This is a genomic window from Corynebacterium halotolerans, assembly GCF_050107895.1.
GTDB classification, from domain to species: domain Bacteria; phylum Actinomycetota; class Actinomycetes; order Mycobacteriales; family Mycobacteriaceae; genus Corynebacterium; species Corynebacterium halotolerans_B.
The window spans coordinates 124,944-149,635 of sequence record NZ_JBNILW010000008.1; the positions used below are offsets into that span (position 1 = coordinate 124,944).

24 protein-coding genes are annotated in these 24,692 nt (G+C 66.5%); 9 read left to right on the forward strand and 15 right to left on the reverse strand.

Annotated elements, in window-relative coordinates:
* Window positions 1-19: 19 nt before the first annotated feature.
* Window positions 20-1,414, forward strand: a complete 1,395-nt coding sequence (locus tag ACQCVD_RS09670; protein WP_426823549.1) for a GntP family permease — start codon at window positions 20-22, stop codon at window positions 1,412-1,414.
* Here the strand turns inward: ACQCVD_RS09670 and ACQCVD_RS09675 are convergent.
* The 4 genes from ACQCVD_RS09675 to ACQCVD_RS09690 are packed head-to-tail and all read right to left on the reverse strand — an operon-like array spanning window position 1,411 to window position 4,855.
* On the reverse strand, window positions 1,411-2,277 hold the full coding sequence (locus tag ACQCVD_RS09675; protein ID WP_426823550.1) for a metal ABC transporter permease: 867 nt from the start codon (window positions 2,275-2,277) through the stop codon (window positions 1,411-1,413). The genes ACQCVD_RS09670 and ACQCVD_RS09675 overlap by 4 nt on opposite strands.
* Window positions 2,274-3,191, reverse strand: coding sequence for a metal ABC transporter permease (locus ACQCVD_RS09680; protein WP_426823552.1), 918 nt, complete (start codon window positions 3,189-3,191; stop codon window positions 2,274-2,276). Before ACQCVD_RS09680 ends, ACQCVD_RS09675 begins: the two co-directional genes overlap by 4 nt.
* Window positions 3,188-3,910 carry a metal ABC transporter ATP-binding protein gene (locus ACQCVD_RS09685; protein ID WP_426823553.1) on the reverse strand — a complete coding sequence of 241 codons (723 nt, stop codon included), beginning with the start codon at window positions 3,908-3,910 and terminating at the stop codon, window positions 3,188-3,190. Before ACQCVD_RS09685 ends, ACQCVD_RS09680 begins: the two co-directional genes overlap by 4 nt.
* Entirely contained in the window at window positions 3,911-4,855 is a 945-nt protein-coding gene (locus ACQCVD_RS09690; RefSeq protein ID WP_426823554.1) for a metal ABC transporter substrate-binding protein, read from the reverse strand.
* 127 nt (window positions 4,856-4,982) lie between these two features.
* On the opposite strand from ACQCVD_RS09690, the gene ACQCVD_RS09695 reads away from it, so the two are divergent.
* On the forward strand, window positions 4,983-5,651 hold the full coding sequence (locus ACQCVD_RS09695) for a metal-dependent transcriptional regulator (RefSeq protein ID WP_426823555.1): 669 nt from the start codon (window positions 4,983-4,985) through the stop codon (window positions 5,649-5,651).
* Window positions 5,652-5,916: 265 nt separating this feature from the next.
* Here the strand turns inward: ACQCVD_RS09695 and ACQCVD_RS09700 are convergent, their stop codons facing one another.
* On the reverse strand, window positions 5,917-6,723 hold the full coding sequence (locus ACQCVD_RS09700) for a glycine betaine ABC transporter substrate-binding protein (protein ID WP_426823556.1): 807 nt from the start codon (window positions 6,721-6,723) through the stop codon (window positions 5,917-5,919).
* A 145-nt stretch (window positions 6,724-6,868) separates the two neighbouring features.
* Here ACQCVD_RS09700 and ACQCVD_RS09705 point away from each other — a divergent pair, with 145 nt between their 5' ends.
* Both ACQCVD_RS09705 and ACQCVD_RS09710 read left to right on the forward strand, forming a co-directional pair.
* On the forward strand, window positions 6,869-7,318 hold the full coding sequence (locus tag ACQCVD_RS09705) for a PH domain-containing protein (protein ID WP_426823593.1): 450 nt from the start codon (window positions 6,869-6,871) through the stop codon (window positions 7,316-7,318).
* Window positions 7,315-8,670 (forward strand): PH domain-containing protein, encoded by a 1,356-nt coding sequence (locus ACQCVD_RS09710; protein ID WP_426823557.1) that lies wholly within the window; start codon window positions 7,315-7,317, stop codon window positions 8,668-8,670. Before ACQCVD_RS09705 ends, ACQCVD_RS09710 begins: the two co-directional genes overlap by 4 nt.
* Before the next feature lie 6 nt (window positions 8,671-8,676).
* Here ACQCVD_RS09710 and ACQCVD_RS09715 read toward each other — a convergent pair whose 3' ends face one another.
* On the reverse strand, window positions 8,677-9,153 hold the full coding sequence (locus ACQCVD_RS09715) for a tRNA (cytidine(34)-2'-O)-methyltransferase (protein ID WP_426823558.1): 477 nt from the start codon (window positions 9,151-9,153) through the stop codon (window positions 8,677-8,679).
* 33 nt (window positions 9,154-9,186) lie between these two features.
* On the opposite strand from ACQCVD_RS09715, the gene ACQCVD_RS09720 reads away from it, so the two are divergent.
* Both ACQCVD_RS09720 and ACQCVD_RS09725 read left to right on the forward strand, forming a co-directional pair.
* The gene (locus ACQCVD_RS09720; protein WP_426823559.1) at window positions 9,187-10,041 is read left to right on the forward strand and encodes a bifunctional methylenetetrahydrofolate dehydrogenase/methenyltetrahydrofolate cyclohydrolase; all 855 of its coding nucleotides are present in this window, start codon (window positions 9,187-9,189) and stop codon (window positions 10,039-10,041) included.
* The gene (locus ACQCVD_RS09725; RefSeq protein WP_426823560.1) at window positions 10,034-10,366 is read left to right on the forward strand and encodes a DUF3017 domain-containing protein; all 333 of its coding nucleotides are present in this window, start codon (window positions 10,034-10,036) and stop codon (window positions 10,364-10,366) included. Before ACQCVD_RS09720 ends, ACQCVD_RS09725 begins: the two co-directional genes overlap by 8 nt.
* A 9-nt stretch (window positions 10,367-10,375) precedes the next feature.
* Here ACQCVD_RS09725 and ACQCVD_RS09730 read toward each other — a convergent pair whose 3' ends face one another.
* The gene (locus ACQCVD_RS09730; protein WP_426823561.1) at window positions 10,376-11,602 is read right to left on the reverse strand and encodes an HNH endonuclease signature motif containing protein; all 1,227 of its coding nucleotides are present in this window, start codon (window positions 11,600-11,602) and stop codon (window positions 10,376-10,378) included.
* A 250-nt stretch (window positions 11,603-11,852) separates the two neighbouring features.
* Window positions 11,853-12,998 carry a homoserine O-acetyltransferase MetX gene (metX, locus tag ACQCVD_RS09735; RefSeq protein ID WP_426823594.1) on the reverse strand — a complete coding sequence of 382 codons (1,146 nt, stop codon included), beginning with the start codon at window positions 12,996-12,998 and terminating at the stop codon, window positions 11,853-11,855.
* A gap of 329 nt (window positions 12,999-13,327) precedes the next feature.
* Between metX and ACQCVD_RS09740 the strand changes: the two genes are divergently transcribed.
* On the forward strand, window positions 13,328-13,528 hold the full coding sequence (locus ACQCVD_RS09740; RefSeq protein WP_426823562.1) for a hypothetical protein: 201 nt from the start codon (window positions 13,328-13,330) through the stop codon (window positions 13,526-13,528).
* 42 nt (window positions 13,529-13,570) lie between these two features.
* Here the strand turns inward: ACQCVD_RS09740 and ACQCVD_RS09745 are convergent, their stop codons facing one another.
* From ACQCVD_RS09745 to ACQCVD_RS09775, 7 genes are all read right to left on the reverse strand, one after another.
* The gene (locus ACQCVD_RS09745; protein ID WP_426823563.1) at window positions 13,571-14,884 is read right to left on the reverse strand and encodes an O-acetylhomoserine/O-acetylserine sulfhydrylase; all 1,314 of its coding nucleotides are present in this window, start codon (window positions 14,882-14,884) and stop codon (window positions 13,571-13,573) included.
* Window positions 14,885-15,105: 221 nt separating this feature from the next.
* Window positions 15,106-17,322 carry an NADP-dependent isocitrate dehydrogenase gene (locus tag ACQCVD_RS09750; RefSeq protein ID WP_426823564.1) on the reverse strand — a complete coding sequence of 739 codons (2,217 nt, stop codon included), beginning with the start codon at window positions 17,320-17,322 and terminating at the stop codon, window positions 15,106-15,108.
* A 57-nt stretch (window positions 17,323-17,379) separates the two neighbouring features.
* A complete protein-coding gene (locus tag ACQCVD_RS09755) occupies window positions 17,380-18,294 on the reverse strand; it encodes a siderophore-interacting protein (protein ID WP_426823565.1) in 915 nt (304 codons plus the stop codon).
* Window positions 18,295-18,309: 15 nt separating this feature from the next.
* Window positions 18,310-19,113 (reverse strand): ABC transporter ATP-binding protein, encoded by an 804-nt coding sequence (locus ACQCVD_RS09760; protein WP_426823566.1) that lies wholly within the window; start codon window positions 19,111-19,113, stop codon window positions 18,310-18,312.
* Entirely contained in the window at window positions 19,110-20,153 is a 1,044-nt protein-coding gene (locus ACQCVD_RS09765; protein ID WP_426823567.1) for a FecCD family ABC transporter permease, read from the reverse strand. Before ACQCVD_RS09765 ends, ACQCVD_RS09760 begins: the two co-directional genes overlap by 4 nt.
* The gene (locus ACQCVD_RS09770; protein WP_426823568.1) at window positions 20,150-21,199 is read right to left on the reverse strand and encodes a FecCD family ABC transporter permease; all 1,050 of its coding nucleotides are present in this window, start codon (window positions 21,197-21,199) and stop codon (window positions 20,150-20,152) included. The genes ACQCVD_RS09765 and ACQCVD_RS09770 overlap by 4 nt, the downstream gene beginning before the upstream one ends.
* 3 nt (window positions 21,200-21,202) lie before the next feature.
* On the reverse strand, window positions 21,203-22,252 hold the full coding sequence (locus ACQCVD_RS09775) for an iron-siderophore ABC transporter substrate-binding protein (protein ID WP_426823569.1): 1,050 nt from the start codon (window positions 22,250-22,252) through the stop codon (window positions 21,203-21,205).
* A gap of 251 nt (window positions 22,253-22,503) precedes the next feature.
* Here ACQCVD_RS09775 and ACQCVD_RS09780 point away from each other — a divergent pair, with 251 nt between their 5' ends.
* Window positions 22,504-23,769, forward strand: a complete 1,266-nt coding sequence (locus tag ACQCVD_RS09780; RefSeq protein WP_426823570.1) for an MFS transporter — start codon at window positions 22,504-22,506, stop codon at window positions 23,767-23,769.
* Window positions 23,770-23,779: 10 nt separating this feature from the next.
* Complete coding sequence (locus ACQCVD_RS09785) at window positions 23,780-24,679, forward strand: exodeoxyribonuclease III (protein ID WP_426823571.1); 900 nt, start codon at window positions 23,780-23,782, stop codon at window positions 24,677-24,679.
* Window positions 24,680-24,692: the final 13 nt, after the last annotated feature.

Sequence of the window (24,692 nt, forward strand, 5' to 3'; positions counted from 1 at the left end):
TAGTTAAAGGAGTTCTCCCGTGGACACCTGGGAGCAGACACTGGGAGCAGGCCCCCTGCTCGGCATCGCCGCCGGCGCAATCGCCCTGATTCTCGTACTGGTCATCGTCTTCAAACTGCACGCGTTCCTGACACTCGTGCTCGTCTCCATCGTCACCGCCCTGGTCGCCGGTATCCCGGTGAGCGGGGTCGTGGACACCCTGCTGGACGGCTTCGGCGGCACCCTGGCCTCAGTGGCGCTGCTGGTCGGCCTCGGCGCCATGCTCGGCAGGCTCGTCGAAACCTCCGGCGGCGCCAAATCCCTCGCGGACACCATGGTCCGGGTATTCGGGGAAAAACGTGCCCCCTTCGCCCTGGGCGTCGCCTCGTTGATCATGGGCTTCCCCATCTTCTTCGACGCCGGCCTGGTGGTCATGCTGCCGGTCATCTTCGCCGTCGCCCGCCGGATGAACAGCCCGGTCCTGGCCTACGGCATCCCGGCCGCCGGCGCCTTCTCCGTGATGCACGTCTTCCTGCCGCCGCACCCGGGTCCGATCGCGGCCTCGGAGTTCTATGACGCACAGGTCGGTTTCGTCCTGCTCGTCGGCCTGATCATCGCGCTTCCCACCTGGTACGTGACCGGCTATCTGCTGGGCAGGTACTTCGGCAAGAAGTTCCCGCTGTCCGTGCCGGACATCCTCAGCGGCGGCAAGATGGCGGATGAGCAGCCGGCGAACCCCGCCGGTTCCGGCGTGGTCATCGCCATCCTGCTGATCCCGATGATCCTGATCTTCGGTAACACCGGCTCCAGCATGCTGGCGTCCGCCGGCGCGGTGGATGCCGAATCAACCGTTGTGCAGGTGCTCAGCTTCCTGGGTGAGACCCCCGTCGCCCTGCTGCTGACCACCCTGGTCGCCCTCTGGGCCCTGGGTACCCGCCGCGGCGTGGGAGGCTCTGCGCTGGAGAAGACCGTGGAGGGAGCGCTCGGCCCGATCTGTTCCGTCGTGCTGATCACCGGCGCCGGCGGAATGTTCGGTGGCGTCCTGCGTACCTCAGGCATCGGTGACGCCCTCGCCGACTCGATGTCCAACCTGGGGCTGCCCGTCATCGTCGGCTGCTTCGTGGTCGCCGCCGTGCTGCGCGTGGCCCAGGGTTCCGCGACCGTCGCCCTGACCACGGCCGCCGCCCTGATGGCACCGGCTGTGGCCGCAGGAGGGTTCAATGAATTCCAGCTGGCCACGATCGTCATCGCGACGGCTGCCGGCTCCGTGATCGCCAGCCACGTCAACGACTCCGGTTTCTGGCTGGTCGGCCGCCTCATGGGCATGGATGTGGCGACCACCCTGAAGACCTGGACGGTCAACCAGACGGCGATCGCCGTCATGGGCTTCGCCCTGGCCTGGGTGCTGTTCGGTGTCACCGCCGGACTGGGCTAGAGCTTTCCGGCCCTGATCTTCCGCTGCCGCGCCAACCGGGTTGCGGCGAGCACCACTGCGAAGATCAGACCGTAGAAGGTGGCCATCGCCGCCGACGTGGCGGCATCGAGCTGGTAGGCCACCTGGAACCCGGCCACCGCTCCGATGAGCGCAATCACCAGCGTCCGGAAGATCAGCTGCGGCAGACGGTCGCTGAACAGGTAGGCGGTGGCCGCCGGGACCACCACCAGCGCGATCACCAGGATCGCACCGGCCGCGTGGAAGGCGGCGGTCACGGTCAGCGAGACCAGAAACATCAGGGTCAGGTTCAACCGACGGGTGCGGATGCCGATCAGTTCGGCGAATTCCGGATCAAAGGTGGACACCTTCAACCGCCGGTGGTTCACGGCTAGGAAAGCCACGTTGAGCAGCAGCATCGCCAGCATGAGATACATGTATGTCGGTCCGAAGTCCCGGCCGCCGAGGACCAGATGTTCGAAGGACGCCAGGTTGAGATCACCGACCAACACCACGTGGGTGTCCAGATGGACATTGCTGAACTGGCCACTGACCAGGATCACACCGACCGCGAACAGCGCTGGAAAGATCAATCCCTGCGGAGCGTCGCCGGACAGGAGTCCGGTGCGGGAGAGCCATTCCGAACCCGTGGCCACCAGTAGTCCCGCGACAGCCGCCCCGAGGATCAGCCAGGGGGACTCCAGGTCCGAGGTCAACGCGTACCCGACCACGATGCCGGGGAACACGGCGTGACTGATGCCGTCCACCACCATGGAGTTTCCCCGCAGGACCACGAACACCCCCGGTAGGGCACACGCCAGGGCCGTGGCCACGGCCAGGAGGGCCGCCCCCAGTGCGAAGCTCATGACAGGCTCACCGCCTTGAGCTCTGCGCGTGCTTTCCGACGCCGCGCCGCCCGCACGATGAGACTGCGCTCGGGTGCAGCCAGCAGCGAGAACAGGAAGATCGCAAAGAGGGTCACGGCGATCACCGGGCCGGTGGGCAGGGGGCCGAAGGCGATGGACAGATAGGTTCCGGCAGCTGAACCCACTCCGCCGATCACCCCGGCGAGTACCACCATGCCCGGCAGCGTGGTGGTCCATTGCCGGGCCGCTGCCGGTGGGGTGACCACGAAGGAGACCATGAGCACCAGGCCGATGGCCTTGACCCCGATGACGGTGGCCACGGCGATGGCGGCGAACATCGCGGCGTCGATGAGCCGGTTGTTGAAACCGAGCACGGCGGCATGCTCACGGTCGAAGGTGGTGATCGCGAATTCCTTCCAGAGCAGGAGCATCAGGGCCAGCGCCAGACCACCGGTGAGCAGGGAGACGGTGAGGTCCACGCGGGTGATGGTGGAAGCGTTGCCGAAAAGGTAGTCCTGGATGCCGCCCTTGTCCGGGAGCGGGTTGTTCTGGATGTACTGCATCAGCAGCATGCCGAGCCCGAACAGGGAGGAGAGCACCACGGCCATCGCGGTATCGGTCTTGATCTTCGAGATCCGCGGTATCCAGTTGGTGGTCAGGACCGCGAGGGTGCCGATGATGACGGCACCGATGATCAGGGCGAGCATGTTGCGGGCGTACAGGCCCAGGGCAGACAACGTGAGAAACGCGATCAGGGTTCCGGGGAGAGCGGAATGGGAGATGACGTCGCTGATCAGTGACTGCCGCCGCAGGTAGGCGAAGGAACCCAACGCTCCGGCGACGATCCCGATGACGCCCGTGCCGAAGAACACCATGGAGAAGGTGTGGTCGGCGAAGAATTCAGTGGGACTCACGGCAGACCACCCGCCAGCCCATAAGCGGTGCGGATGTTGTCCTCGGTGAAGTGGGTGTGGACCTCGCCGCTGGTCACCAAGCGGCCGGCATGCAACAGAGTGACCTGGTCGCAGTAGTCGGGGACGGTGCCCAGGTCATGGTGTACCAGCACGATCGTCTTGCCGTCCTCCCGCAACTGGCGGAGCACGTCGACGATCGCCTGCTGACTGAACGCGTCCACGCCCTGGAACGGCTCGTCCATGAAGCAGAGATCGGGTTGCTGAGCGAGCGTGCGGGCCAGGAAGACGCGCTGGCGCTGCCCACCGGAGAGCTGCCCGATCTGCCTCCCTGCCAGGTCAGTGACGTCGGTCTGCGCCATCGCGTCGGCGGCCAGTTCCTTTTCGGCCCGGCCCGGCCGGCGCAGCCAACCGAGACGGCCGTAGGTGCCCATCAGCACGACATCGCGCACGGTGGTGGGAAAGTCCCAGTCCACGCTGGTGCGCTGGGGCATGTAGCCGACCCGGTCACGCACCCGGGACAGGGGCTCGCCGAAGAACTCGGCGCGACCACTCAACGTGGGGACGAGACCGAGCATGGTTTTGAGCAGAGTGGATTTCCCGGAGCCGTTGGGGCCGACGATGCCCATCACCACCCCTTGCGGGACGCTGAGGCTGACGCCACGAACCACCGGTTCGGCGCGGTAAGCGACGGAAAGGTCGGTGCAGTGGACTGCGTTCATCTAAGCCCCCAGAGCTTCTGCGACGGTATCGACGTTGTGCTCGTAGACCCCGAGATAGGTGTCCACCGGTGCGGTGGGGCCGAGTGAATCGGCGAAGAGCTCTTCAGTGGAGACCTCGATGGTCCAGCCGCGGGCTTCGACGGCCTCACGCAGGGAGGTAATCGCCTGGGGATTGGCCTGGTTGTCCTGGAAGATCACCGGCACTTCATGGTCCACGATGTAGTCGGCCAGCTCAGAGAGCTCGGTGGCGGACAAGGCCGCTTCGGTGGAGATGAAGTCCGTGGCGCGGACCTCCAGTCCGTAGGTGTCACCGAAGTAGCCGAAGGCGTCGTGGCCGGTGACCAGAACGCGGGGTTCGGGGATGCCCGCCAGTTGCTGTTCCGCCTGTTCGTGCACGTGCGCGATCTCCGCCTGGTAAGCGGCGGCATTGTCCCGGTACTCCGCGGCCTGTTCCGGTTCCGCTTCGCCCAACCGCTCAGCGACGTGTCCGACAACCAGGCTCCAGGCTTCGGGGCTGTTCCAGATGTGGGGATCGTGCAGCGGATTTCCCTCGTCATCGGTCTCCGGCCAGCTCAGCAACAACTCCTCCGGAAGGAGTTCGCCGACGGCCAGCTGGCTGTCGCCGAGGCTTTCCAGCTGCTCGATCATCTGGGCCTCCAGGTGCAGTCCGTTCCAGAGCACCAGATCCGCACCGCGCATCGCCTCGATGTCGCGGGTGGAGGGCTGGTAGGTGTGTGGATCTCCGCCGGGCCCCACCATGGTGGTGACCTCGGCATCCGGGGCGATGTTGGCCACGGCATCGGCGAGGTAGCCGGTGGTGGCGTAGACCGTGAGCGGCCCGTTCCCGTCGCCGGTGTCCGAGTCGGAGGTGGCGCAGCTGGTGAGCGTCAGGGCGGCGAGGGGAAGGATTGCGGCTGTGATGAGCAGACTGCGGGGGAATATCATGTCGCACCTATTCTGGTAGTGAATGAAACTAAAAGTTCAATCAATTGAACATTATTGGATGTTAGCGTTGAACTTTCCCTCGCGGCAAGGCGACTTCACCCCCGGCGGGGTCGGATACTCTGGAGCCATGCACGTGAGCGAGCTGCCCGACCGATCCCAGGACTACCTGAAGGCCATCTGGAATATCGCCGAACACTCCGCCGGGCCGGCCCCACTGGGGGAACTGGCTTCGCGGGTGGGCCAGAAGACGACGACAGCCTCCGAGGCGATCCGCCGCCTGGCTGAGAAGGGGTTGGTGGTGCAGGAGCCCTACCGGGGCGTCACACTGACTGAGTCCGGGCGGAAGCTGGCGGTGGACATGGTGCGCCGGCACCGGCTCCTGGAGACCTTCCTGGTCCGGGTGCTCGGCTACACCTGGGACGAGGTGCACGAAGACGCGGAGTTGCTGGAGCATTCTGTCTCGGACCGGTTCATGGCGCGTATCGACGCCCATCTGGGGCACCCCGGGCGCGACCCGCACGGGGACCCCATCCCTGACGCCGCAGGACATGTGGAGAGGATCGACTGGATCAGTCTCGCCGCAGTGGGGGAGGGGGAGACTGTCACCGTGGAGCAGGCCAATGACCATGACCCCCAGCTGCTGCGTTACCTCGCGGCCAATGGTCTGGTTCCCGGTTCCCAGCTCACCGTGACGGGCCCTCCGGCAGCGGGGATGCTCCGGGTCGCTGTCGGCGAGGAGACGGTGATGCTGGCTGAGGCCGCACTCGGGGAGATCCGGGTGCGGCGGGACGGCTGAGCGGTTTCAGGTCACCGCTCCGCTGGCCTGGAAGATCATTCCACTGGTGATTCTGACACCGGCCGTGGTGACCTTTGTGGTCGGGAACAATCCTCATGCTGCTCGGAGTTGTGGCCGTCCGGTTCTTTCGCGTGGTGATTACCGTGGGGGCGGATGAAGTGGTGCCTGACGGGCCGTTCTATCGTGCGAGAGTGCCCCCGGCAAGCCGTGCCCACTCAGCGGCGGAATCCTGTGCGGCGGCGATCCGGGGCCAGCTGAATCTGCTCTAGTTGAACCAGGCGTCGAGGGTGTCCGGGTGACGCTGCACCCATTCCCGGATCGCCGGCAGGATGTCCAGACCTTCGACGTTGACCAGCAGATCCATCTCATTGACATCGCTGACATCGAAACGGATCCTGCCCAGCACCTCCCGGGTGCGTTCCGGCAGATTCTCCCAGGCACCGCGGTGGGCCAGGAGGGACGCACGGTCCGGGGCGGGGAAGGCCCCCTCCGGATCCTCCAACGGACGCAGTTCATGGACCTCATTGAGGAACATCGGCTGCCACAGCGGGGTGACGAACCAGTCACCGGCGGCGAAACGCGAATTGACGGTGTCAATCACCGCATGGATGTCACCGGCAGGCTGGCTCCAGCCGAGCTCGGCCAGCCCATAGGTCTCCAGCAGTTCATCGCCCATCATGGTCAGCCCGGCGTAGGAGCCGGTGCCCTGCACCGTGCGGGTGGTGAACCTTTCGGCCACCTCCGGCTTCGCCAGATCGCTCAGGCTGCGGATGTTCTCATCCACATAGTCCGGTACCGCCCAGAAGAACTTCGCGTCATCGTAGAGCGGGGCGACCTCCACGACCTCATCCTTGACCTGCTCCCAGTAGACGGCGTGGCCACCGGGAAGCCAGGCATCGGCGAAGAGGTGATGCTCACCGGACGCGATCTTCGGGTACATCTCCGGGTGCGGTCCTTCGTGCACCTCCACCTCGTGTCCCAGACGCAGGAGCACCTCCTCGACCACGGCGGCGCCCACCTGGTGGAAGGATTCGTTGATGCGGCCGTAGATGATCGGCGACTCGTCGGTCATGGCGGTCAGCTCCCGTCTCAGGTCATGGATACAACGCCAGAGACTACCAGGGAACCGGGAGGTCGGAGGGGGAATTGGCGGATCTGGCAGAGTGGTGGCCATGACGGAAGCACCAACGCCACGACCCAGCAGCAGTCACCGGGGCATGAACCCGGTGTCACCGAAACTGACCCTCGCCCGTTACGTGGGGCGATTGCCCTGGATCCTTGTCGTGGTGATCGTGTTCGTGGTGCTGGGCTTCGTCCTGAGCCCCTGGTTCCACACCGGCACCGCCGTGGGCGTGTTGCTCCTGCTGTGGCAGCTCTGGCTGATCCCGGCCCAGGTGAAGCTGCTCGGGTGGCTGGAAACCAGTGACGAGCTGTTGATCACCAAGGGCAGGCTCTGGCACACCTTCACCGTGGTGCCCTATGGCCGCATCCAGTACGTGGACGTCAAAGCGGGCCCGGTCGAACGGGCCTTCGGCATGAAATCGCTGATTCTGCACACCGCATCCGCAACCTCTGACTCCACCGTGCAGGGGCTGCCGGCCGCAGAGGCCGACGCCCTGCGCGACCGTCTGGCCGGCAAGGCCCGGGAGAGGATGAGTGGGCTGTGAGTGACGTCGCCGAATACCGCCACGTCCACCGGCTCACCCCGCTGCTGCGGTTCTGGACACTGATTCTGGCGTTGCTGGCGGGTGCACTGGTCAGCATCGACTGGGATCTGATCACCCGCGGATGGGATCTGCTGCGCTCCGGGGCAGTGGTGCCGCTGATCATCGGGCTGGGGATCTTTGTCCTGCTCTGTGTAGTGATCTGGCTGGTTTCCCACGCCTGGTGGAAGGCCACCGGTTACCGATTGACCGATGAGGAGGTCTCCCTCAAGCGTGGGGTGATCAGCCGTTCGCTCCGCACCGCACGCTATGACCGGATCCAGGCCGTCGACGTCGTCGAGTCCGTCATCGCGCGCATCTTCCGGCTCGCCTCGGTGCGGGTGGAAACCGCCGGTGGCGGTGACTCGGTCATTGAGATCGCCTATCTCCGCAAGGCCGATGCCGAGGCATTGCGTCAGGAATTGCTGGCGCACACCCGGGGGAAGCCGGGCGTGGAACAGGCGGTGGAGCCGTCGGCGGAACCGGGCCAGCCGGACGCCCTGGTGCCCGAGGTTCCCATCCACCGCTCCCTGCTCGGGGCCCTGCTCCGGCTGCCGACGCTCGTCTCGGGCGCAGGTATCCTCGCCGTGGTGCTCTCCCCGGTGGGGATTGCCACCGTGATCCCGGTACTGGTCGGTGTGGTGCCGGTGATCTGGAACTACGTGGACAACAGCTGGCGTTTCAACGCCCATCTGGCCGGTGAGGTGCTCAACGTGGCCTACGGGCTGGCCGACCGGCGCCGCCAGTCGATCCCGCTGCACCGGATGCACGGGGTGCAGATCCGCCAGCCCGTGCTCTGGCGGCTGACCGGCTGGTGGGAGGTCAAGGTCAGCATCGCGGGGTATGGCGCGGAGGAGAACAAGAAGACGGGGACCACCTCCCTGTTGCCCGTCGGCTCCCGCGAACAGGCGGTGGCTCTGGCCGCGGTGCTCGGTCCCCTGGAACGGGCGGAACTGGAGGAGCTGGCTGCACCGGAGGGTGCGGCGCAGCCGAGCTTCACCAGCCCGGCGTCGGCACGCTGGGTGTCCCCGGTGGATCGCCGGCAGCAGGGGGTGACGCTGGTGCCGCACACGGTGATCGTGCACAAGGGGCGGCTGGGGCGAAGGGTCTCGATGATCGAGCCCTCCCACATCCAGGAGGTGACACTGCAGCGCGGCCCGCTGCAGCAACTGCTCAACTTGAGTACGGTGCGCATGGATCTGGTGGCCGGGCCGGTGCACATGGCAGGCGAGGATCTCTCGGTCCCGGACGGTGAGGCGCTGCTCGATGTACTGCGCGCCCGCCGGTTGCCGGTGTTTTCCCGGCCGGTGGATTAAATACCGCTACACTCCGCCCGGGAAACCCAGTTGCCGCCAGGCTTCGTAGGTGGCCACCGCGGCGGTGTTCGACAGGTTCATCGAACGTCGGCCGGGCAGCATCGGGATGCGCAGCTCCGTGGTGATTCGCGGATGGCGGAGATGCTCCTCGGGCAGCCCCGTGGGTTCGGTGCCGAAGAGCAGGGCGTCGCCGGGTTGGAAGGCCGTGCCGGTGTAGTGGTTCCGGGAGCGGGTGGTGAACGCGAAGATGCGGGATCCGGGCAGCGCCGCAAAGCAGGCATCCAGGTCCGGGTGCGCGGTGACCTCGGCGAGATCGTGGTAGTCCAACCCCGCCCGGCGCAGGTGTTTCTCGGAGAGGTCGAATCCGAGCGGCTCCACAAGGTGCAGGTGAGCGCCGACTCCGGCACACATTCGGATGGCGTTGCCGGTGTTCGGGGGAATCACCGGATTATCGAAAATCACGTGCAAGAGGGGAGCGGGCATGGCTTTCAGTGTAAGCGTGGAATAATGAGGGCCGTGACTGCGATCAAACTGGACGGAAAACTTTACCGCGGGGAGCTCCTCGCCGATCTGACGGAGCGGGTGGCCGCCCTCAAGGAAAAGGGGATCACCCCGGGCCTGGCGACCGTGCTCGTCGGTGATGACCCGGGGTCCCACTCCTACGTCAAGATGAAGCACCGCGACTGCGAGGAAGTGGGCATCACCTCGATCCGCAAGGATCTGCCCGCCGACATCAGCCAGGAGGACCTGCTCGCCGTCATCGACGAGCTGAACGAGGACCCGGCCTGCACCGGTTATATCGTGCAGCTGCCGCTGCCGAAGCACCTGGATGAAAACGCCGTGCTCGAACGCATCGATCCCACCAAGGACGCGGACGGCCTGCACCCGGTCAACCTGGGCAAACTGGTGCTCAACGAGCCGGCTCCGTTGCCGTGCACCCCGAATGGCTCCATCCACCTGCTGCGCCGTTTCGGCGTTGACCTGAACGGGGCGAAGGTCGTCGTCATCGGCCGCGGTGTGACCGTGGGGCGTCCCATCGGACTGATGCTGACCCGCCGCACCGAGAACTCCACCGTCACGCTGTGCCACACCGGCACCAAGGACCTGGCTGCCGAGACCCGCGCAGCGGACGTGATCGTCGCCGCCGCCGGAAAACCCCACATGCTGACTGCAGACATGGTCAAGCCCGGGGCCGCCATCCTCGATGTCGGTGTCTCCCGGGTTGACGGCAAGACTGTCGGCGACGTCCATCCGGACGTCTGGGAGGTTGCCGGTGCGATTTCCCCGAACCCCGGCGGGGTCGGTCCGATGACCCGTACCTTCCTGCTGGCGAATGTCGTGGAACGGGCGGAACTGCTCGCCAATGGCTGAGTATTCCCCGGAGGCGCTGGATAACCCGCATGATCTCGGGCTCAAGCCCTCCCCGTTGCCCAGGATCGTTCAGACTCTGGGCATCGCGCTCTTCTGTCTCGCGCTGCTGGCCACGGCCGGTTATGCCGTCACCGAACACTGGCGCCGCGCGACTTTCATCCTGGGAGGCGCGATGGTCTGGTTGGCCATCCTGCGCCTGAGCTGTGACTCGAAGGTGCTCGGGCTGCTGTCAGTGCGCTCCCGGCGGTTCGACACCTGCTTCAGTTTCCTGCTTGGCGGGGGGCTGCTCTTTGTGTCCTCCTCGGTGGATGCGCTGGGAAGCTGATTCCTGGTTTCAGAACGGTGGCTCGTTGAGGTCCTTCCACAGTTGCGGTGGGTTCTCCCGGTTGGCCTCCCGGCGGCGCTGAATGCGCTTAGTGCGCTGCTGCGCAAAAGTCTGCCCGAACCGCTGATTGATCTTCGCCAGCGGACCACTGGGCACGGTGACCACCGTCGATCCATCCGGGAACAACCACGTCACCACCCCGTCCGGGGTCATCGTGGCCTGCACCCGCCGCCCGGTTTTCATGTTGTGGTGCCGCGGACAGAGACTCTGCAGGTTCTCCACCGTGGTCTGCCCACCAGCAGCGTGGTTGACCACGTGATCGAGCTGGCAGTCCGCGGCATCCACGTCACAGCCCTCCGGCCCGCGGCAGGTCCCGTCCCGCCCGCGTACGGCCGCAGCAATCGCAGTCGTCGGCCGATACGCCTCGGTGGACTCCTGGATGGCCTGGTCCATGTCCCGGACCTGAGTGACCTTGTCCCACCAGTCCGCGGCCTGCCGGTCATCCAACCACCCACCACCGGATACATACTCCGGCACCCCACCTGCCGGGCCGTAGACATTGAAGACGACTTTCGGTGAGTAGTCCTTGCCCCGGATCAGGCTCAGCAGGGCATCGAGCAGGGTGGCCCGTTTCTCACCCCGGGCCGCTTTCTCCGCGGCCAGCAGGGCCAGGATCTCCCGGATCTCGCGGGCGGTGTCATCGGCGACCGAGACACTGATGGTCGTCGCACCGTGCCCGTCAGAGGAGAAGGTGATCGACTCCCGGTCCGGGGAGGTCTCCTGTTCAGCGGCGGCCGGGTCGAGCTCGGCGACGATCTTGCGGAGCATCGCCCCGATCGCCTTGGCCCCGGGCAGGTGCTGATTCTTCCTCGTCGGGGTCAGGTAGGCGACCACCCGTCGGTCGATCTCGGCAGTGACGGCGGGATCGGTCACGGCCATCAGGCCTTTTTCAATGGCCTGCAGGCGTGGGTAATCCAGCAGGCCCAGAGCATCATTGTGGGCGGCCAGCAGCGGGTAGTCGCCCAGCAGGTCCACGATGCGGGTCCAGGTCAGCGTGGTGCCCTTGCTCTGCCCGGTGCGGGTGGAAAGGGCGGCGATCACGGTGTCGACGTCGGCATCATCGGCGGGTGTCATGGCCCGCCAGAAAGTGAGGTCGGTGCGGTTGCGGGTCATGTGCCAGACCGCTCCGGGGTCGTCCGGGTCGGTGCAGCGGTAATAGGGTTGATCAGGTTTCATCGGTCCTCCCCCGAAGACACCCCGGGCGGGGTGTTTCAGCCATCAGAAACTGTGTTCGAGCCCTAACCTAGGAACCGGGCCGGACATCGCCGGGAAACGGGGGTGGTGTCCCCACGTAGAGGCAGGTCAACCCCGACAACCAGCAGGCACCCGAACGGGCCCTTCCAGGATGACGGGGTGGCTTATCGTTCGCCCGGATACCGCGGCTTTTCAGGCTCCCTTCCCGGATGGCCCGGTGCCCGGGAGAGTCTCAGATGTAGAACTCGATTTCGCCGGTGGTCTCGGGGTCCGGGACCTGCAGGGAGGGCTCTGCCAACATGATGAAGCGCTTGAGGATGTTGTCCATCTGCCGGAATTCGGTGAGGAAGGCATCGTGGCCGACGGGGGAGGAGATCTTTGCCATGGCCAGGAGGTTGCCGAGGTTGCGGGAGAGGTGTTCCTGCTGGTGGTAGGGGTAGAGGATATCTGTGTCCACACCCACCACCATCGTCGGCACGGTAGATGAGGCCAGGGCCTTGTTCAGGCCGCCGCGGTCTCGGCCGATGTCGTGCCGGTTCAGTGATTCAGTGAGGATGACGTACGAGGCGGCGTCGAAACGCTGAACCAGCTTGCGCGCCTGGTGGTCCAGGTAGCTCTGCACGCTGAACCGCTGGCGGGAGCTGCGGAAGGTGCCCAGCGGGTTCTCATTCTCCTGGGCATCGGTGCCGAAACGCTCGTCCACCTCCATCTCACCACGGTAGGTCAGGTGCGCCAGTTTGCGGGCGCCGCCGAGACCGGCGTTGGGGGAGTAGCCGGTGTCGTGGTAGTCCCCGCCGTGCCAGAACAGGTCGTTCTCGATCATGCTGATCTGGGAGGACTGGATGCCGATCTGCCAGGCACTTGCCCGGGCGGAGACCGCGATGACCAGGGCGGCGGCGACTCGCTCGGGGTACATCAGCGTCCACTCCAGGGTGCGGGCCCCACCCATGCTGCCACCAATCACTGCGGCGATGTGCCTGATGCCCAGGGCGTCGAGAAGCTGCTTCTCCGCGGTGACCTGGTCCCGGATGGAGATGGCTGGGAAGCGGGAACCCCAGAAGTCACCGTCGGGGTGGCGGGAAGCCGGGCCGACGGAGCCCATGCAGCCGCCGATCACGTTGGTGCAGATCACGCAGAACCGGTCGGTGTCCAGTGCCATGCCGGGGCCGACCAGGCCCTTCCACCATTCGGCGACATCTGAGTCGCCGGTTAAGGCGTGCTCGATGAGGAGGACGTTGGTGGTGCCGTCTTTATTCGTGCGGAGTTCTCCCCAGCGCTGGTAGGCGAGGAAAGCGTCATCGATGATGCCGTCGGCTTCGGTGCGGAAGTTGCCGATCGGTTCGATACCCAGCTTGCCGGGGGCAGCCAGCTCCGCCATACGTGTGTCCTCCTGGGAGATTGGGGCCATTGGCGATCAGTCTAACTGTACCGCTCTGTCTAATCATAATTTCATTCAGGAGGGGTGTCGCCGGGCAGGTGGCGTCTTGTGGCCGCCGCCCCAGGTTTTCCGGTCGCCCCAGGCGACTGGATCATCGAGGCGACCCGAGCGGAAGGGAAACGACTCCATCCCGGAAGAGTCACGGTTGGGTGACTTCCGCCCGACACTGAACTCCGGGCAGTTATGTTCGAGTCATGAAACTACGGAGCAGGAAACTATCACGCGCTGCGGTGGCGGTTGCTGCGGCAGTGTCTCTCAGCGTGGCCCCCGTGGCCGCACCGACCGCCACCGCGCAACCCTCCTGGGAGCAGTCCATGGAGAATCCGGCGCAGACCAGTTACGAGCTCTCAGTCCAGAGTCCTGTGGGGGTCGCCTTGCTCATCGCCGCAATGTCGGTCCACTATTTCGTGATCTGTCCCGTCATGCTGACCACCGGCTCCTGGGAGAACGACGGCCGCTGCACCTTCTAGGAGGACCGGGGAAGATGCAGCGGCGACTGGTGGACGTCCGAGTTACACGGTGTCGAAGCCCGTCTTGAGGTCGGCGATGATGTCGTCGACATTCTCGATGCCCACGGACAGGCGGACGGTGGACTGGGTGACGCCCGCGCGGGCCAGGCCCTGATCGTCCGACTGGGAGTGGGTGGTGGTGGCCGGGTGGACCACCAGGGAGCGCACGTCACCGATGTTGGCCAGGTTGGAGTGCAGCTTCAGGGCGTCGATGAACGCCCAGGCCTCGTCCTTGCCACCGTCGATTTCGAAGGTGAGGACGGAGCCGGTGTATTTCAGGCCCAGCTTCTCCTTCACTGCGTACCAGGGGGAATCCGGCAGGCCGGCGAAGGCCACGGACTTCACCTTCGGGTGCTGGTTGAGGAACTCGGCGACCTGCACCGCGTTCTCGTTGTGGCGCTCCAGACGCAGTGAGAGGGTGTCCAGACCCTGTACGGAAGCCCAGGCATTGAAGGCGGAGAGGGTGGCGCCCGTGTCGCGCAGGTAACCGGCGCGCGCCTTCAGACCGAAGGCCGGTGCGCCCAGGTCAGCGTACTTCAGGCCGTGATAGGCGGGATCCGGGGTGACGAAGACCGGGAAGACGGGCTTGCCGTCGCGCTCGACGGTCCAGTCGAACTTGCCGCCGTCCACCAGGACGCCGCCCAGACCGGAGCCGTTGCCCGTGTAGAACTTCGTCAGCGAACTGACCACGATGTCGGCACCCAGCTCGAGCGGACGCACCAGCGCCGCGGTGGCGATGGTGTTGTCCACGATCAGCGGGACGCTGTTGCGGTGCGCGACCTCGGCGACGGCTGGGATATCCAGGACGTCGGCCTGCGGGTTGGCGAAGGTCTCGCCGAAGAAGGCCTTCGTGTTCGGCTGCACGGCCGCCTGCCAGGACTCCGGGTCATCCGGGTTCTCCACGAAGCTGACCTCGATGCCCAGGCGTGCCAGAGTGACCTGGAAGAGAGTCTCGGTGCCGCCGTAGAGGCGCGGGGAGGTGACGATGTGGTCGCCGGCGCCCGCCAGGTTGAGGATGGCGGCGGTGGTGGCGGCCTGCCCGGAAGCGAAGGCGACGGTGTGGACGCCACCCTCCAGGGAGGAGATCCGGTTTTCCAGGGCCTCGACGGTCGGGTTCGTCAGGCGCGAGTAGATCGGCCCCATGTCCTCCAGGGCGAAGCGCTGCTTGGCGTGTTCAGCGGAGTCGAAGACATAGGCCGTCGTCTGGTAGATCGGCAGGTTGCGGGCGCTGGTCTGGGCATCGACGGGCTGGCCGGCGTGGATGGAGCGGGTCTCAAAGCCCCACTGCTCGGCAGCGCTGTTGTCGTACTTCGCCATGATGGTTGTGGTCCTTCGCGGTTGAGGGAGCAGTTGTTTCCTCCGACGATAGCGGGACACTGCGCCGCGGGGCAAACAGCTCGGTCTAGTATTCCTCAAAAACAGGGGTGAAACAGCAGGAGAGTTACTAGACAGAGCGGTTGCAGGAGACAAAAACAAACGGCGCCCCGTGCCCGGATGATACCGGGGACGGGGCGCCGGGAGGCGGTGGCGAAAACCTGCTACCTGGTCAGGCCAGCGATGACCTCGTTGAACTTCTCGGACGGCCGCATGACCTTGGTGGTCTTGTCGTCGGCCGGCTGGTAGTAACCGCCCAGGTCGACAGGCTGACCCTGGTTGTCGATCAGATCCTTGTCGATCTGCTCGGCGGCACCGGCCAGAGCCTCGGCGACCGGCTTGAAGGTCTCAGCCAGCTCGGCGTCCTCGGACTGGTTGGCCAGTTCCTCGGCCCAGAACTTGGTGAGGTAGAAGTGGCTGCCGCGGTTGTCGATCTCGCCGACCTTGCGGGACGGGGACTTGCCCTCGTTCAGCAGCTTCTCGGTGGCGTTGTCCAGGGCATCGGCCAGGACGGAGGCCTTCGGGGCGTCGCCGGTGTTGGCGAAGTGCCGCAGGGACTCGGCCAGGGCCAGGAACTCACCCAGGGAGTCCCAGCGGAGGTGGTTCTCCTCCTGGACCTGCTGGACGTGCTTCGGGGCGGAGCCACCGGCGCCGGTCTCGAAGAGGCCGCCGCCAGCCATCAGCGGGACGACGGAGAGCATCTTGGCGGAGGTACCCAGCTCGAGGATCGGGAAGAGGTCGGTGTTGTAGTCACGCAGGACGTTACCGGTCACGGAGATGGTGTCCTCGCCGCGGCGGATGCGCTCGACGGACACCTTGGCGGCCTCGACCGGGGACAGGATCTGGATGTCCAGGCCCGAGGTGTCGTGGTCGCCGAGGTACTTCTTCACGAGCTCGATCAGGTTGCGGTCGTGGGCACGCTCGGAATCCAGCCAGAAGATGGCCGGCATGCCGGACAGGCGGGAGCGGGTGACGGCCAGCTTGACCCAGTCCTGGATCGGGGCGTCCTTGGTCTGGCAGGCGCGCCAGATGTCGCCCTGCTCGACCTCGTGCTCGATGAGGATCTCGCCCTTGGAGTTGATGACCTGGACCTTGCCGTCGGCCGGGATCTTGAAGGTCTTGTCGTGGGAGCCGTACTCCTCCGCCTTCTGGGCCATCAGCCCGACGTTCGGGACGGTACCCATGGTGGTCGGGTCGAAGGCGCCGTTGGCCTTGCAGTCCTCGATGACGGTCTCGAAGACACCGGCGTAGGAGGAGTCCGGGATGACAGCCAGGGTGTCCTGGGTCTTGTCGTTCTTGTTCCACATCTGGCCGGAGGTGCGGATCATGGCCGGCATGGAGGCGTCGACGATGACGTCGGACGGCACGTGCAGGTTGGTGATTCCCTTGTCGGAGTTCACCATGGCCAGGTCCGGACCGTTTTCCAGGGCCTCGTCGAAGGCGGCCTTGATCTCGGCGCCGTTGTCCAGGTCCTCCAGGCCGTTGTAGATGGCGGCCAGGCCGTTCTCGCCGTTGAGGCCGGCGGCCTCGAGCTGCTCGCCGTACTTGGCGAAGACGTCGGCGAAGAACGCGCGGACCACATGGCCGAAGATGATCGGGTCGGAGACCTTCATCATGGTGGCCTTCAGGTGCACGGAGAAGAGGATGCCCTCTTCCTTCGCCCGGGTGATCTGCTCGGCGAGGAAGTGATCCAGTGCCTCGGCGGACATCTTGGTGCCGTCGATGACCTCGCCGGCCAGTACCTTCAGATCGTCCTTGAGGACTTCCTCGGAGCCGTCGGCCTGGACCAGCTTGATGGTCAGGGTGTCCTCATCCGGGATGATCACGGACTGCTCATTGTGGCGGAAGTCCTCGGCGGACATGGTGGCCACCTTGGTCTTGGAGGAGGAGCTCCACTCACCCATACGGTGCGGGAACTTCTTCACGAAGTTCTTCACGGCGATCGGCGCACGACGGTCGGAGTTGCCCTCGCGCAGCACCGGGTTCACGGCGGAACCCTTCACGGCGTCATAACGCGCGCGGACGTCCTTCTCCTCATCGCTGGCCGGGTTGGCCGGGTAGTCGGGGAGGTCATAACCCTGCTCCTGCAGTTCCTTGATCGCGGCCTGCAGCTGCGGAACGGAAGCGGAGATATTCGGAAGCTTGATGATGTTGGCTTCCGGGGTCTTGGCCAGCTCGCCGAGCTCGGCGAGGGCGTCGTCGACGCGCTGCTCATCGGTGAGTCGGTCGGGGAACTGGGCGAGGATACGGCCGGCCAGCGAAATATCGCGGGTCTCCACCTCAATGCCGGCGGTTCCGGCGAAGGCCTCCACGACGGGCTTGAGTGAGTACGTCGCGAGCAGCGGAGCCTCGTCCGTGCGGGTGTAGATGATCTTAGCCAATGTAACTCCCTAAATTACGAGTTCTTGATAGCGTTTACCAGGATACCGGCCCGACACTCAGCCGCGCATGGCCACCCCCTGGCGCCAGTAGCCCATGAATGCCACCTGATTGCGGTCCACGCCGACCTCGCGGACCAGGAAACGACGCAGCCGTTTGACGACGCCGCTTTCCCCCGCGATCCAGTAGTACGTTCCGGTCACCGGGGCCGCCGGGCCGATCTCTTCACCGGTCGCCGAATAAGCCGGGGTCTCCCAGACCAGGTCCTCCGCGTCGGCGTCGTCGGCCGGGGCCTCCTCCGTGCAGTGCCAACCGAGTGCCGCGGCGAGTTCCTCACCGTGGTCGGCGCCCTCCCGGGGCAGCCAGCGCACCGCCATGGTATCCGGGCCGGCGATGTCGAGCCGGTCCGCGGTCGTGGGGACCTCGAGATAGGCGGTCCCGCGCACGGGGTTGTCCTGCTCCCGGAGGTCCTCCAGGATCCGGGCGATCGCCGGCGCGGCGGTCTCGTCGCCGAGCAGCACGATCTCGGCTGCCTGGCCGGGATTGAACTCGATGCCGCCGGACTCGGCGCCCCGGCGTGGGGCGATGATGAGCAGTTCCGCCCCCTCCTCGGCGCCGGCGGCCCATTCGGCGGCGGGTCCGGAGCCGCCGGGGGAGAGGTGGAGGACAAAGTCCACGCTCAGGCGCGTGACGTCGTTTTCGCGGGTGAGTTCCCGGATGGAGTAGGTGCGCATCAGGCCGCGTTCGTCATCCGGCAGGGCCAGCCAGGTCTGGTACCACTCGGGGTCGTCGCCGAGGTCGGGGAGGCGGCCGTCGCCGGCGGGGAAGATCAGCTTGATGCGCTGGTCGTAGAAGGGGCCTTCGGTGGCCAGATGGTTCAGGTCGGGGCCGGAGAAGACGATGCGTCGGAAATTGGGGGACAGGTCCTCGACGGATTCGACGATGGCGTGGACGGGACCGTAGGTGGGTGCCAAGACAGGACTCCTTATCTAGTGGTGGACGTGGTGGCGCCCCATGGGCATGACCAGTGGGGTGCCGGACACCGGGTCGGCGTGGACTTCGGCGCGCACCCCGAAGACCTCCGCCATGGTTTCGGGGGTGACCACATGGTCGGGGCCACCCTGGGAGTGGATCCGGCCGTGGTGCATGGCCACCAGGTAATCGGAGTAGCGGGCGGCGAGGTTGAGGTCGTGCAGCACCATCACGATGGTGGTGCCCTGTTCCCGGTTGAGGTCGGTCAGCAGGTCGAGCACCTCCAGCTGGTTGGCGATGTCGAGGTAGGTGGTCGGCTCGTCGAGCAGCAGGATGTCGGTTTCCTGGGCCAGGGCCATGGCGATCCACACACGTTGGCGCTGGCCGCCGGAGAGTTCGTCGACGGCGCGTTCGGACAGCTCCATGGTGGCTGTGGCGGTCAGCGACCGGGCCACGACCTCATAGTCGTGGGTGGACCAGCGGCCCATCAGCCCCTGGTGCGGGTGACGGCCGCGGCCGACCAGGTCGGCGACGACGATGCCCTCCGGGGCGACCGGGGTCTGCGGGAGCAGACCGAGGGTGCGGGCCAGTTCCTTGCCGGAGCGGCTGCCCAGCGGGGTGTCGTCCAGCAGGACGTCGCCCGCGGTGGGGCGGAGCAGGCGGGACAGGGAGCGCAGCAGGGTGGATTTGCCGCAGCCGTTGGGGCCGACGATCGAGGTGATTCTGCCCGGCGGGACCTCCAGGTCCAGACCGGTGATGATGCTGCGTTCGCCGTAGCCGAGGGAGACGCCCCGGGCGGTGAGTTGATGGTTGATCGTCACAGTGAGCTCCCTGCACGGTTGGAACGGACGAGGAGGTAAATGAGGAAGGGGGCGCCGAGTGCGCCGGTGATCACGCCGACGGGATAGCGGGTACCCAGGAAGAACTGGCCCACCAGGTCGGCGGTGAGCACGATCAGCGCGCCGATGACCGCGGCCGGGAACACCAGGGAGGCACTGGGGCCGAGGAGGCGGGCGGCGATGGGGCCGGAGACGAACGCGACGAAGGCGATCGGCCCGCACGCGGCGGTGGCCACCGCGATCAGGGTGACGGCGGCGATGATCACGCAGATCCGGGTCAGTTGCACGGGCACCCCCAGCCCGGCCGCGGAGTCATCACCGAGTCGGAGCGCATTGAGGTGGTGGCCGAACAGCAGCATGACAGGCAGGAGCACCACGACGGTCAGGAGCAGCGGCAGGGTGCGCTCCCAGGTCGCACCGTTGAGGGAGCCGGTCAGCCAGCGGGTGGCGGTCGGCAGGTCCCAGGTGTCGGCCTGCGACAGGGCGTAGGTGACCACCGACTGCAGGATGGCGGCCATACCGATGCCGATCAGGATCAGACGGGTGCCGGCGAAACCGCCCTTGTAGGAAAGGCCGTAGATCAGCAGGGCCACGGACAGGGCGGCGATCAGCGCCACGACCGACACCTGGGTCTGGCCGAGGCCGAAGATCACGATGCCGATCACCCCGGCGGCGGAGGCGCCCGCGGAGATGCCGATGATGTCGGGAGAGGCCAGCTGATTGCGCAGCAGGGTCTGGAAGGTCACGCCGGCGGCGCCGAAGGCGAGGCCGGCCGCCAGCCCCATCGTGGCCCGGGGCAGCCGGAGGTTGCCCACGGTGTAGCTGGCGCCGGGGACCTGCTGGCCGAGGATGACCCGGACCACTTCGGCGGGGGTGTAGAAGACCTCGCCCCACATCAGGCTGAAGCAGAAGACGGCGGCCAGGAGCAGCAGGAGAACACCAGTGATCCAGGCCCGCCGGCCCAGGCGCCGGCGGCGGGACGCGCGCAGCTGCGCGGTCTCGGGACGCAACGTGGTGGTCACAGTTCACGCACCTTCTGCCGGCGGACGATCCAGATGAAGAACGGCGCGCCCAGCAGCGGCATGATGATGCCCACGGCGATCTCGCTGGGTCGGGTGAGCACCCGTCCGAGCGTGTCCGCGTAGATGATCAGTGCGGCTCCCGCCAGTGCGGAGAAGGGGATCAGCCAGCGGTGGTCGGTCCCCACGAGCAGCCGGCACAGGTGGGGGACGATGAGGCCGACGAAGCCGATCGGGCCGGCCAGGGCGGTGGCGACGCCGCACAGGAGCACCGCCCCGAGGGAGGCCACCAGTCGGGTGCGCAGGACGCTCTCGCCCAGGCCGGTGGCCATCTCATCGCCCAGGGCCAGGGCGTTCATGCCGCGGGCGCTCAGCCAGCAGATCAGGCCGCCGATGATGAGCAGGGGGGCGGCGAGGGACAACCGGTCCCAGTTGGCCCCGCTGACCCCGCCGATCTGCCAGTGCCGGAAGCTGTCCATGACGTCGATGCGGGGCAGCAGGACCGCGCTGACCAGAGCGGAGAGCGCGGCACTGGTGGCCGCGCCTGCGAGAGCGAGTTTCAGCGGGGTAGCCCCACCCCGGCCGAGGGAGCCGACGGTGTACACGAACACCGCGGCGGCCGCTGCTCCGATGACCGCCACGACCATGGTGGCCACCGGGTTGGTCATCCCGAAGAAGGCGATGCCGATGACCACCGCCAGACTGGCGCCGGACAGCACCCCGAAGATTCCGGGATCGGCCAGGGGGTTACGGGTGACCGCCTGCATGGCGGTGCCGGAGACCGCCAGCGCGGCGCCCACCGCGAAGCCGAGGACGGTGCGCGGGATGCGGGCGGTGGCGGCCGCCTGTTCCGTGGTGTCGGCATGGCCGAGCAGGGCGGCCACGGCGTCGGAGAGTTCGATGGAACGCACACCGAACATCATCGAGCACACGCACGCGACCACCAGGAGGGCGATCAGGAGCAGAAGGTAGCTGAAACGGCGAACCGCCCAATGCCGCAGGTGCTCGGCGTTCGGCGGTGCTGTCGCAGCCGGGGCGGCAACAGTCATGAATTACTTCGCGGCTTCCTCGAGGATGGAGAAGTACTGGTCCACGCCCCAGCCCACGGACAGCGGGGAGGCGTTGGCGGTGGCGGCGACGGGGCCGTTGCCCAGGAAGGCGACCTTGCCCTCGGAGATCGCCGGGATGCGGGAGAGCAGGGGATCTTCCTGCCAGGCCTTGAGGGAGGCCTCATTCTCCGCCGCATCGTCGGAACCGTAGGTGATCAGGAAGTCGACGTCCTCGAAGGCCTCGGGGTTCTCCGCGGAGACCTCGGTGTAGAAGCTGTCCGGGGAGTCATTGTCGGTGACCACCTGGGGCTGCTCGAAGCCGGCGTTGACCAGGAAGCTCACGCGAGGATCGGCGGGGGTGTAGATCCCGATCTTGGAGGTGTCGCTGTTGTCGATGAACGCGAACGCGGGCTTGGTGCCCTGCAGCTCAGGGTGGTCGTCCATGGCGGTCTGGATGTCCGCGTGGATGGAGTCGATCAGTTCCTGCCCTTCCTCGGGCTTGCCGATGGCGGTGGAGTTCATCTCGATCATCTCCTCCAGGGAGGTGCCCCAGGCCTGCTCCGGGTAGGCGACCACGGGCGCGATCTGGCTGAGCTGATCGTAATCCTCCTGGGTCAGCCCCGAATAGGAGGCCAGGATGACGTCGGGCTGGGTGTTCGCGATCGTCTCGAAGGGCAGGGCGTCGGTGGCGTCGAAGAGCTCCGGTGTCTCGGAGCCCAGCTCACTGAGCTTCTCCTCGACCCAGGGCAGCATGCCGTTGTTGTCGTCGTCACCCCAGGTGACCTTCTCCATGCCCACCGGTGTGACGCCGAGGGCGAGCGGCACCTCGTGGTTGTTCCATGCCACGGTGGCCACCCGTTCCGGGGCCTCCTCGATCACGGTCTCCCCGAAGGCGTGCTCGATCGTGACCGGGAAGTTCCCGTCGGACGCGGCGGCGGAGTCCGGGGCGTCGGCGGTACCATCCGTGGTGCCCTCGGTATCTGAGCTGCACGCGGCGAGCGAGATGGTCAGGGTTGCGGCGACGAGGCCGGCCGCCAGGCGGCGAGTGGACATGGCTGCTCCAATCGGAATCTTATGTAGGCTGAGGTGGCGTTCGAGGCAATAAGTGACATGACCCACCCCCTCCTGAACACCTGCTTTAGGTAAGGCTTGCTTATGCTAGCACCCGAGGGGGCCTTCTCCTAGTGTCGCTCCCCTAATTTTTCCTGGGTATTTGCCGTGAAATCTCTCGGTCGGCGAGCTCAACGGTTACTTCGCCGCTCCCCGGTCAGCGGAATTTGCCCGCGCTAGTAGGGTGTGCCCTTGTGCAAAACCGCTTCCCTAAGTCGGGTATCCCGCAACGACGTCCCCTGCCACGCCAGACCGAGATCACCAATCCGCGCCGCATCATCGTGATGGTGGCGCTGGCCCTCGGCGGCTTCGCCATCGGCACCACCGAATTCGTGTCCATGGGTCTGCTCAGCCTGATCGCGGAAGACTTCCAGATCACCGAGGACACCGCCGGGCACATCATCACCGCCTACGCCCTGGGCGTGGTGGTCGGCGCCCCGCTCATCACCGCCGTGACGGGGCTGGTGCCGCGACGACGCCTCCTGCTGATCCTCATGGCCGCCTTCACCATCGGCAACGGGTTGTCGGTGTTCGCCGACAGCTATGAGGTGCTGCTCGTGGCCCGCTTCATCGCCGGATTGCCGCACGGCGCGTACTTCTCGGTGGCCGGGCTGTCGGCGGCGTCCATGGCCCCGCCCGGGCAGCGCGGCCGGGCCATCGCCTTCGTGGGCATGGGACTGTCCGTCGCCACCGTCATCGGCGTACCTGCCGCCCAGGCGCTCGGCCAGGGCTTCGGCTGGTCCTGGGCCTACGGCCTGGTGGCGGCCCTCGGGCTGGTCACCATTTTCGGACTGTGGTTCCTCATGCCGCACATGAGCGAGATGAAACCCACCAACCCCCGCACGGAGCTCGGCGCCCTGGCCAGATCGCAGGTGTGGCTGACACTGGCGATGGGCACCGTCGGCTTCGGCGGCATGTTCGCCGTCTACACCTACATCTCCTGGACGATGACCGAGCGCGCCGGGCTGGACCCGAACTGGATGTGGCTCGTGCTGATGGTCTACGGCCTGGGGTCCGTGGGCGGCAACTGGTTCGGCGGTCGTCTGGCCGACCGCAACCTCGAGTTCGGCATCCTCCTGGCCCTCATCATGATCGCCGTGGTGCTCAGCGGCTTCTACTTCTTCTCCGCCCATCCGCTGCTGGGCACCATCAACTTCGGGCTCATCGGCTTCTTCGGCTCCAGCCTCGTGCCCAGCCTGCAGATCCGGTTGATGGACGTTGCCGGCCGGGCGCAGACGCTGGCGGCCGCGCTCAACCACTCCGCGTTGAACCTGGCCAACGCCTCGGGCGCCGCCATCGGCGGGGCGGTCATCGCCGCGGGGTTCAACTACTCCGCGCCGGCCCTGGCAGGCACCGCCCTGGCGCTGGCGGCGATCATCATCTGGGTACCCACCTTCCTGCTCCGGCGACGGCAATTGCGGACCGGGGCAGGTGCCCGGGACACCGCCGGGCGAGGATAGGCTGAGCGGCATGAGTATCACGATTACCTCCGTCAACGTCAACGGCATCCGCGCCGCCGTGAAGCAGCGCAACGAGGACAACCCGGGCATGCTGCCGTGGCTGCAGGAATCGGGTTCCGACGTCGTGCTCATGCAGGAGGTGCGTGCCACCCTCGCCGAGACCGAGAAGGCACTGGCCCCCGCGCTCGAGGCCGGCTGGCACTATGTCGGCGCCCCCGCGGCCGCGAAAGGGCGGGCCGGCGTCGGTATCCTCTCGCGTGAGCCGCTGACGGACGTGGAGGTCGGTTTCGGTTCCTTCCTTGACTCGGGCCGCTGGATCCAGGGCACCTACGGCGACGTCGCCGTCGCCTCCCTCTACCTGCCCTCCGGATCCGCGGACACCGCCAAGCAGGACGAGAAGTACCTCTTCCTCGATGAGTTCGAGGAGGTGCTCAAGGAAAAGGCCGCCGCCCACGAGAACATGGTCATCGGCGGCGACTGGAATATCTGCCACCGCCGTGAGGACCTGAAGAACTGGAAGGGCAACCAGAAGAAGTCCGGCTTCCTGCCCGATGAACGCCGCTTCATGGACGCGGTGTTCGGCTCCTACCCCGATGAGCTCTCCCAGGTCGAGGTCGGTGCGGGAGAGTACTTCGGCGCCGTCGAGTACACCTCCGCACGCGAGCGCCAGGCCAGCTCTGCCCCGCAGTGGTTCGACGTGGCCCGTCGCTTCCATCCCGGGGAGGAGGGCCCCTACACCTGGTGGACGTACCGCGGCCAGGCCTTCAACAACAACGCCGGCTGGCGCATCGATTACCAGGCAGCCACGAAGAGCATGCTCGACCGGGCGGAGAAGACCTGGGTGGACCGGGCAGCGAGCGTGGAGACCCGCTGGTCCGACCACTCTCCACTGAACGTGACCTACCGCTAGGGGCCGGCCCACC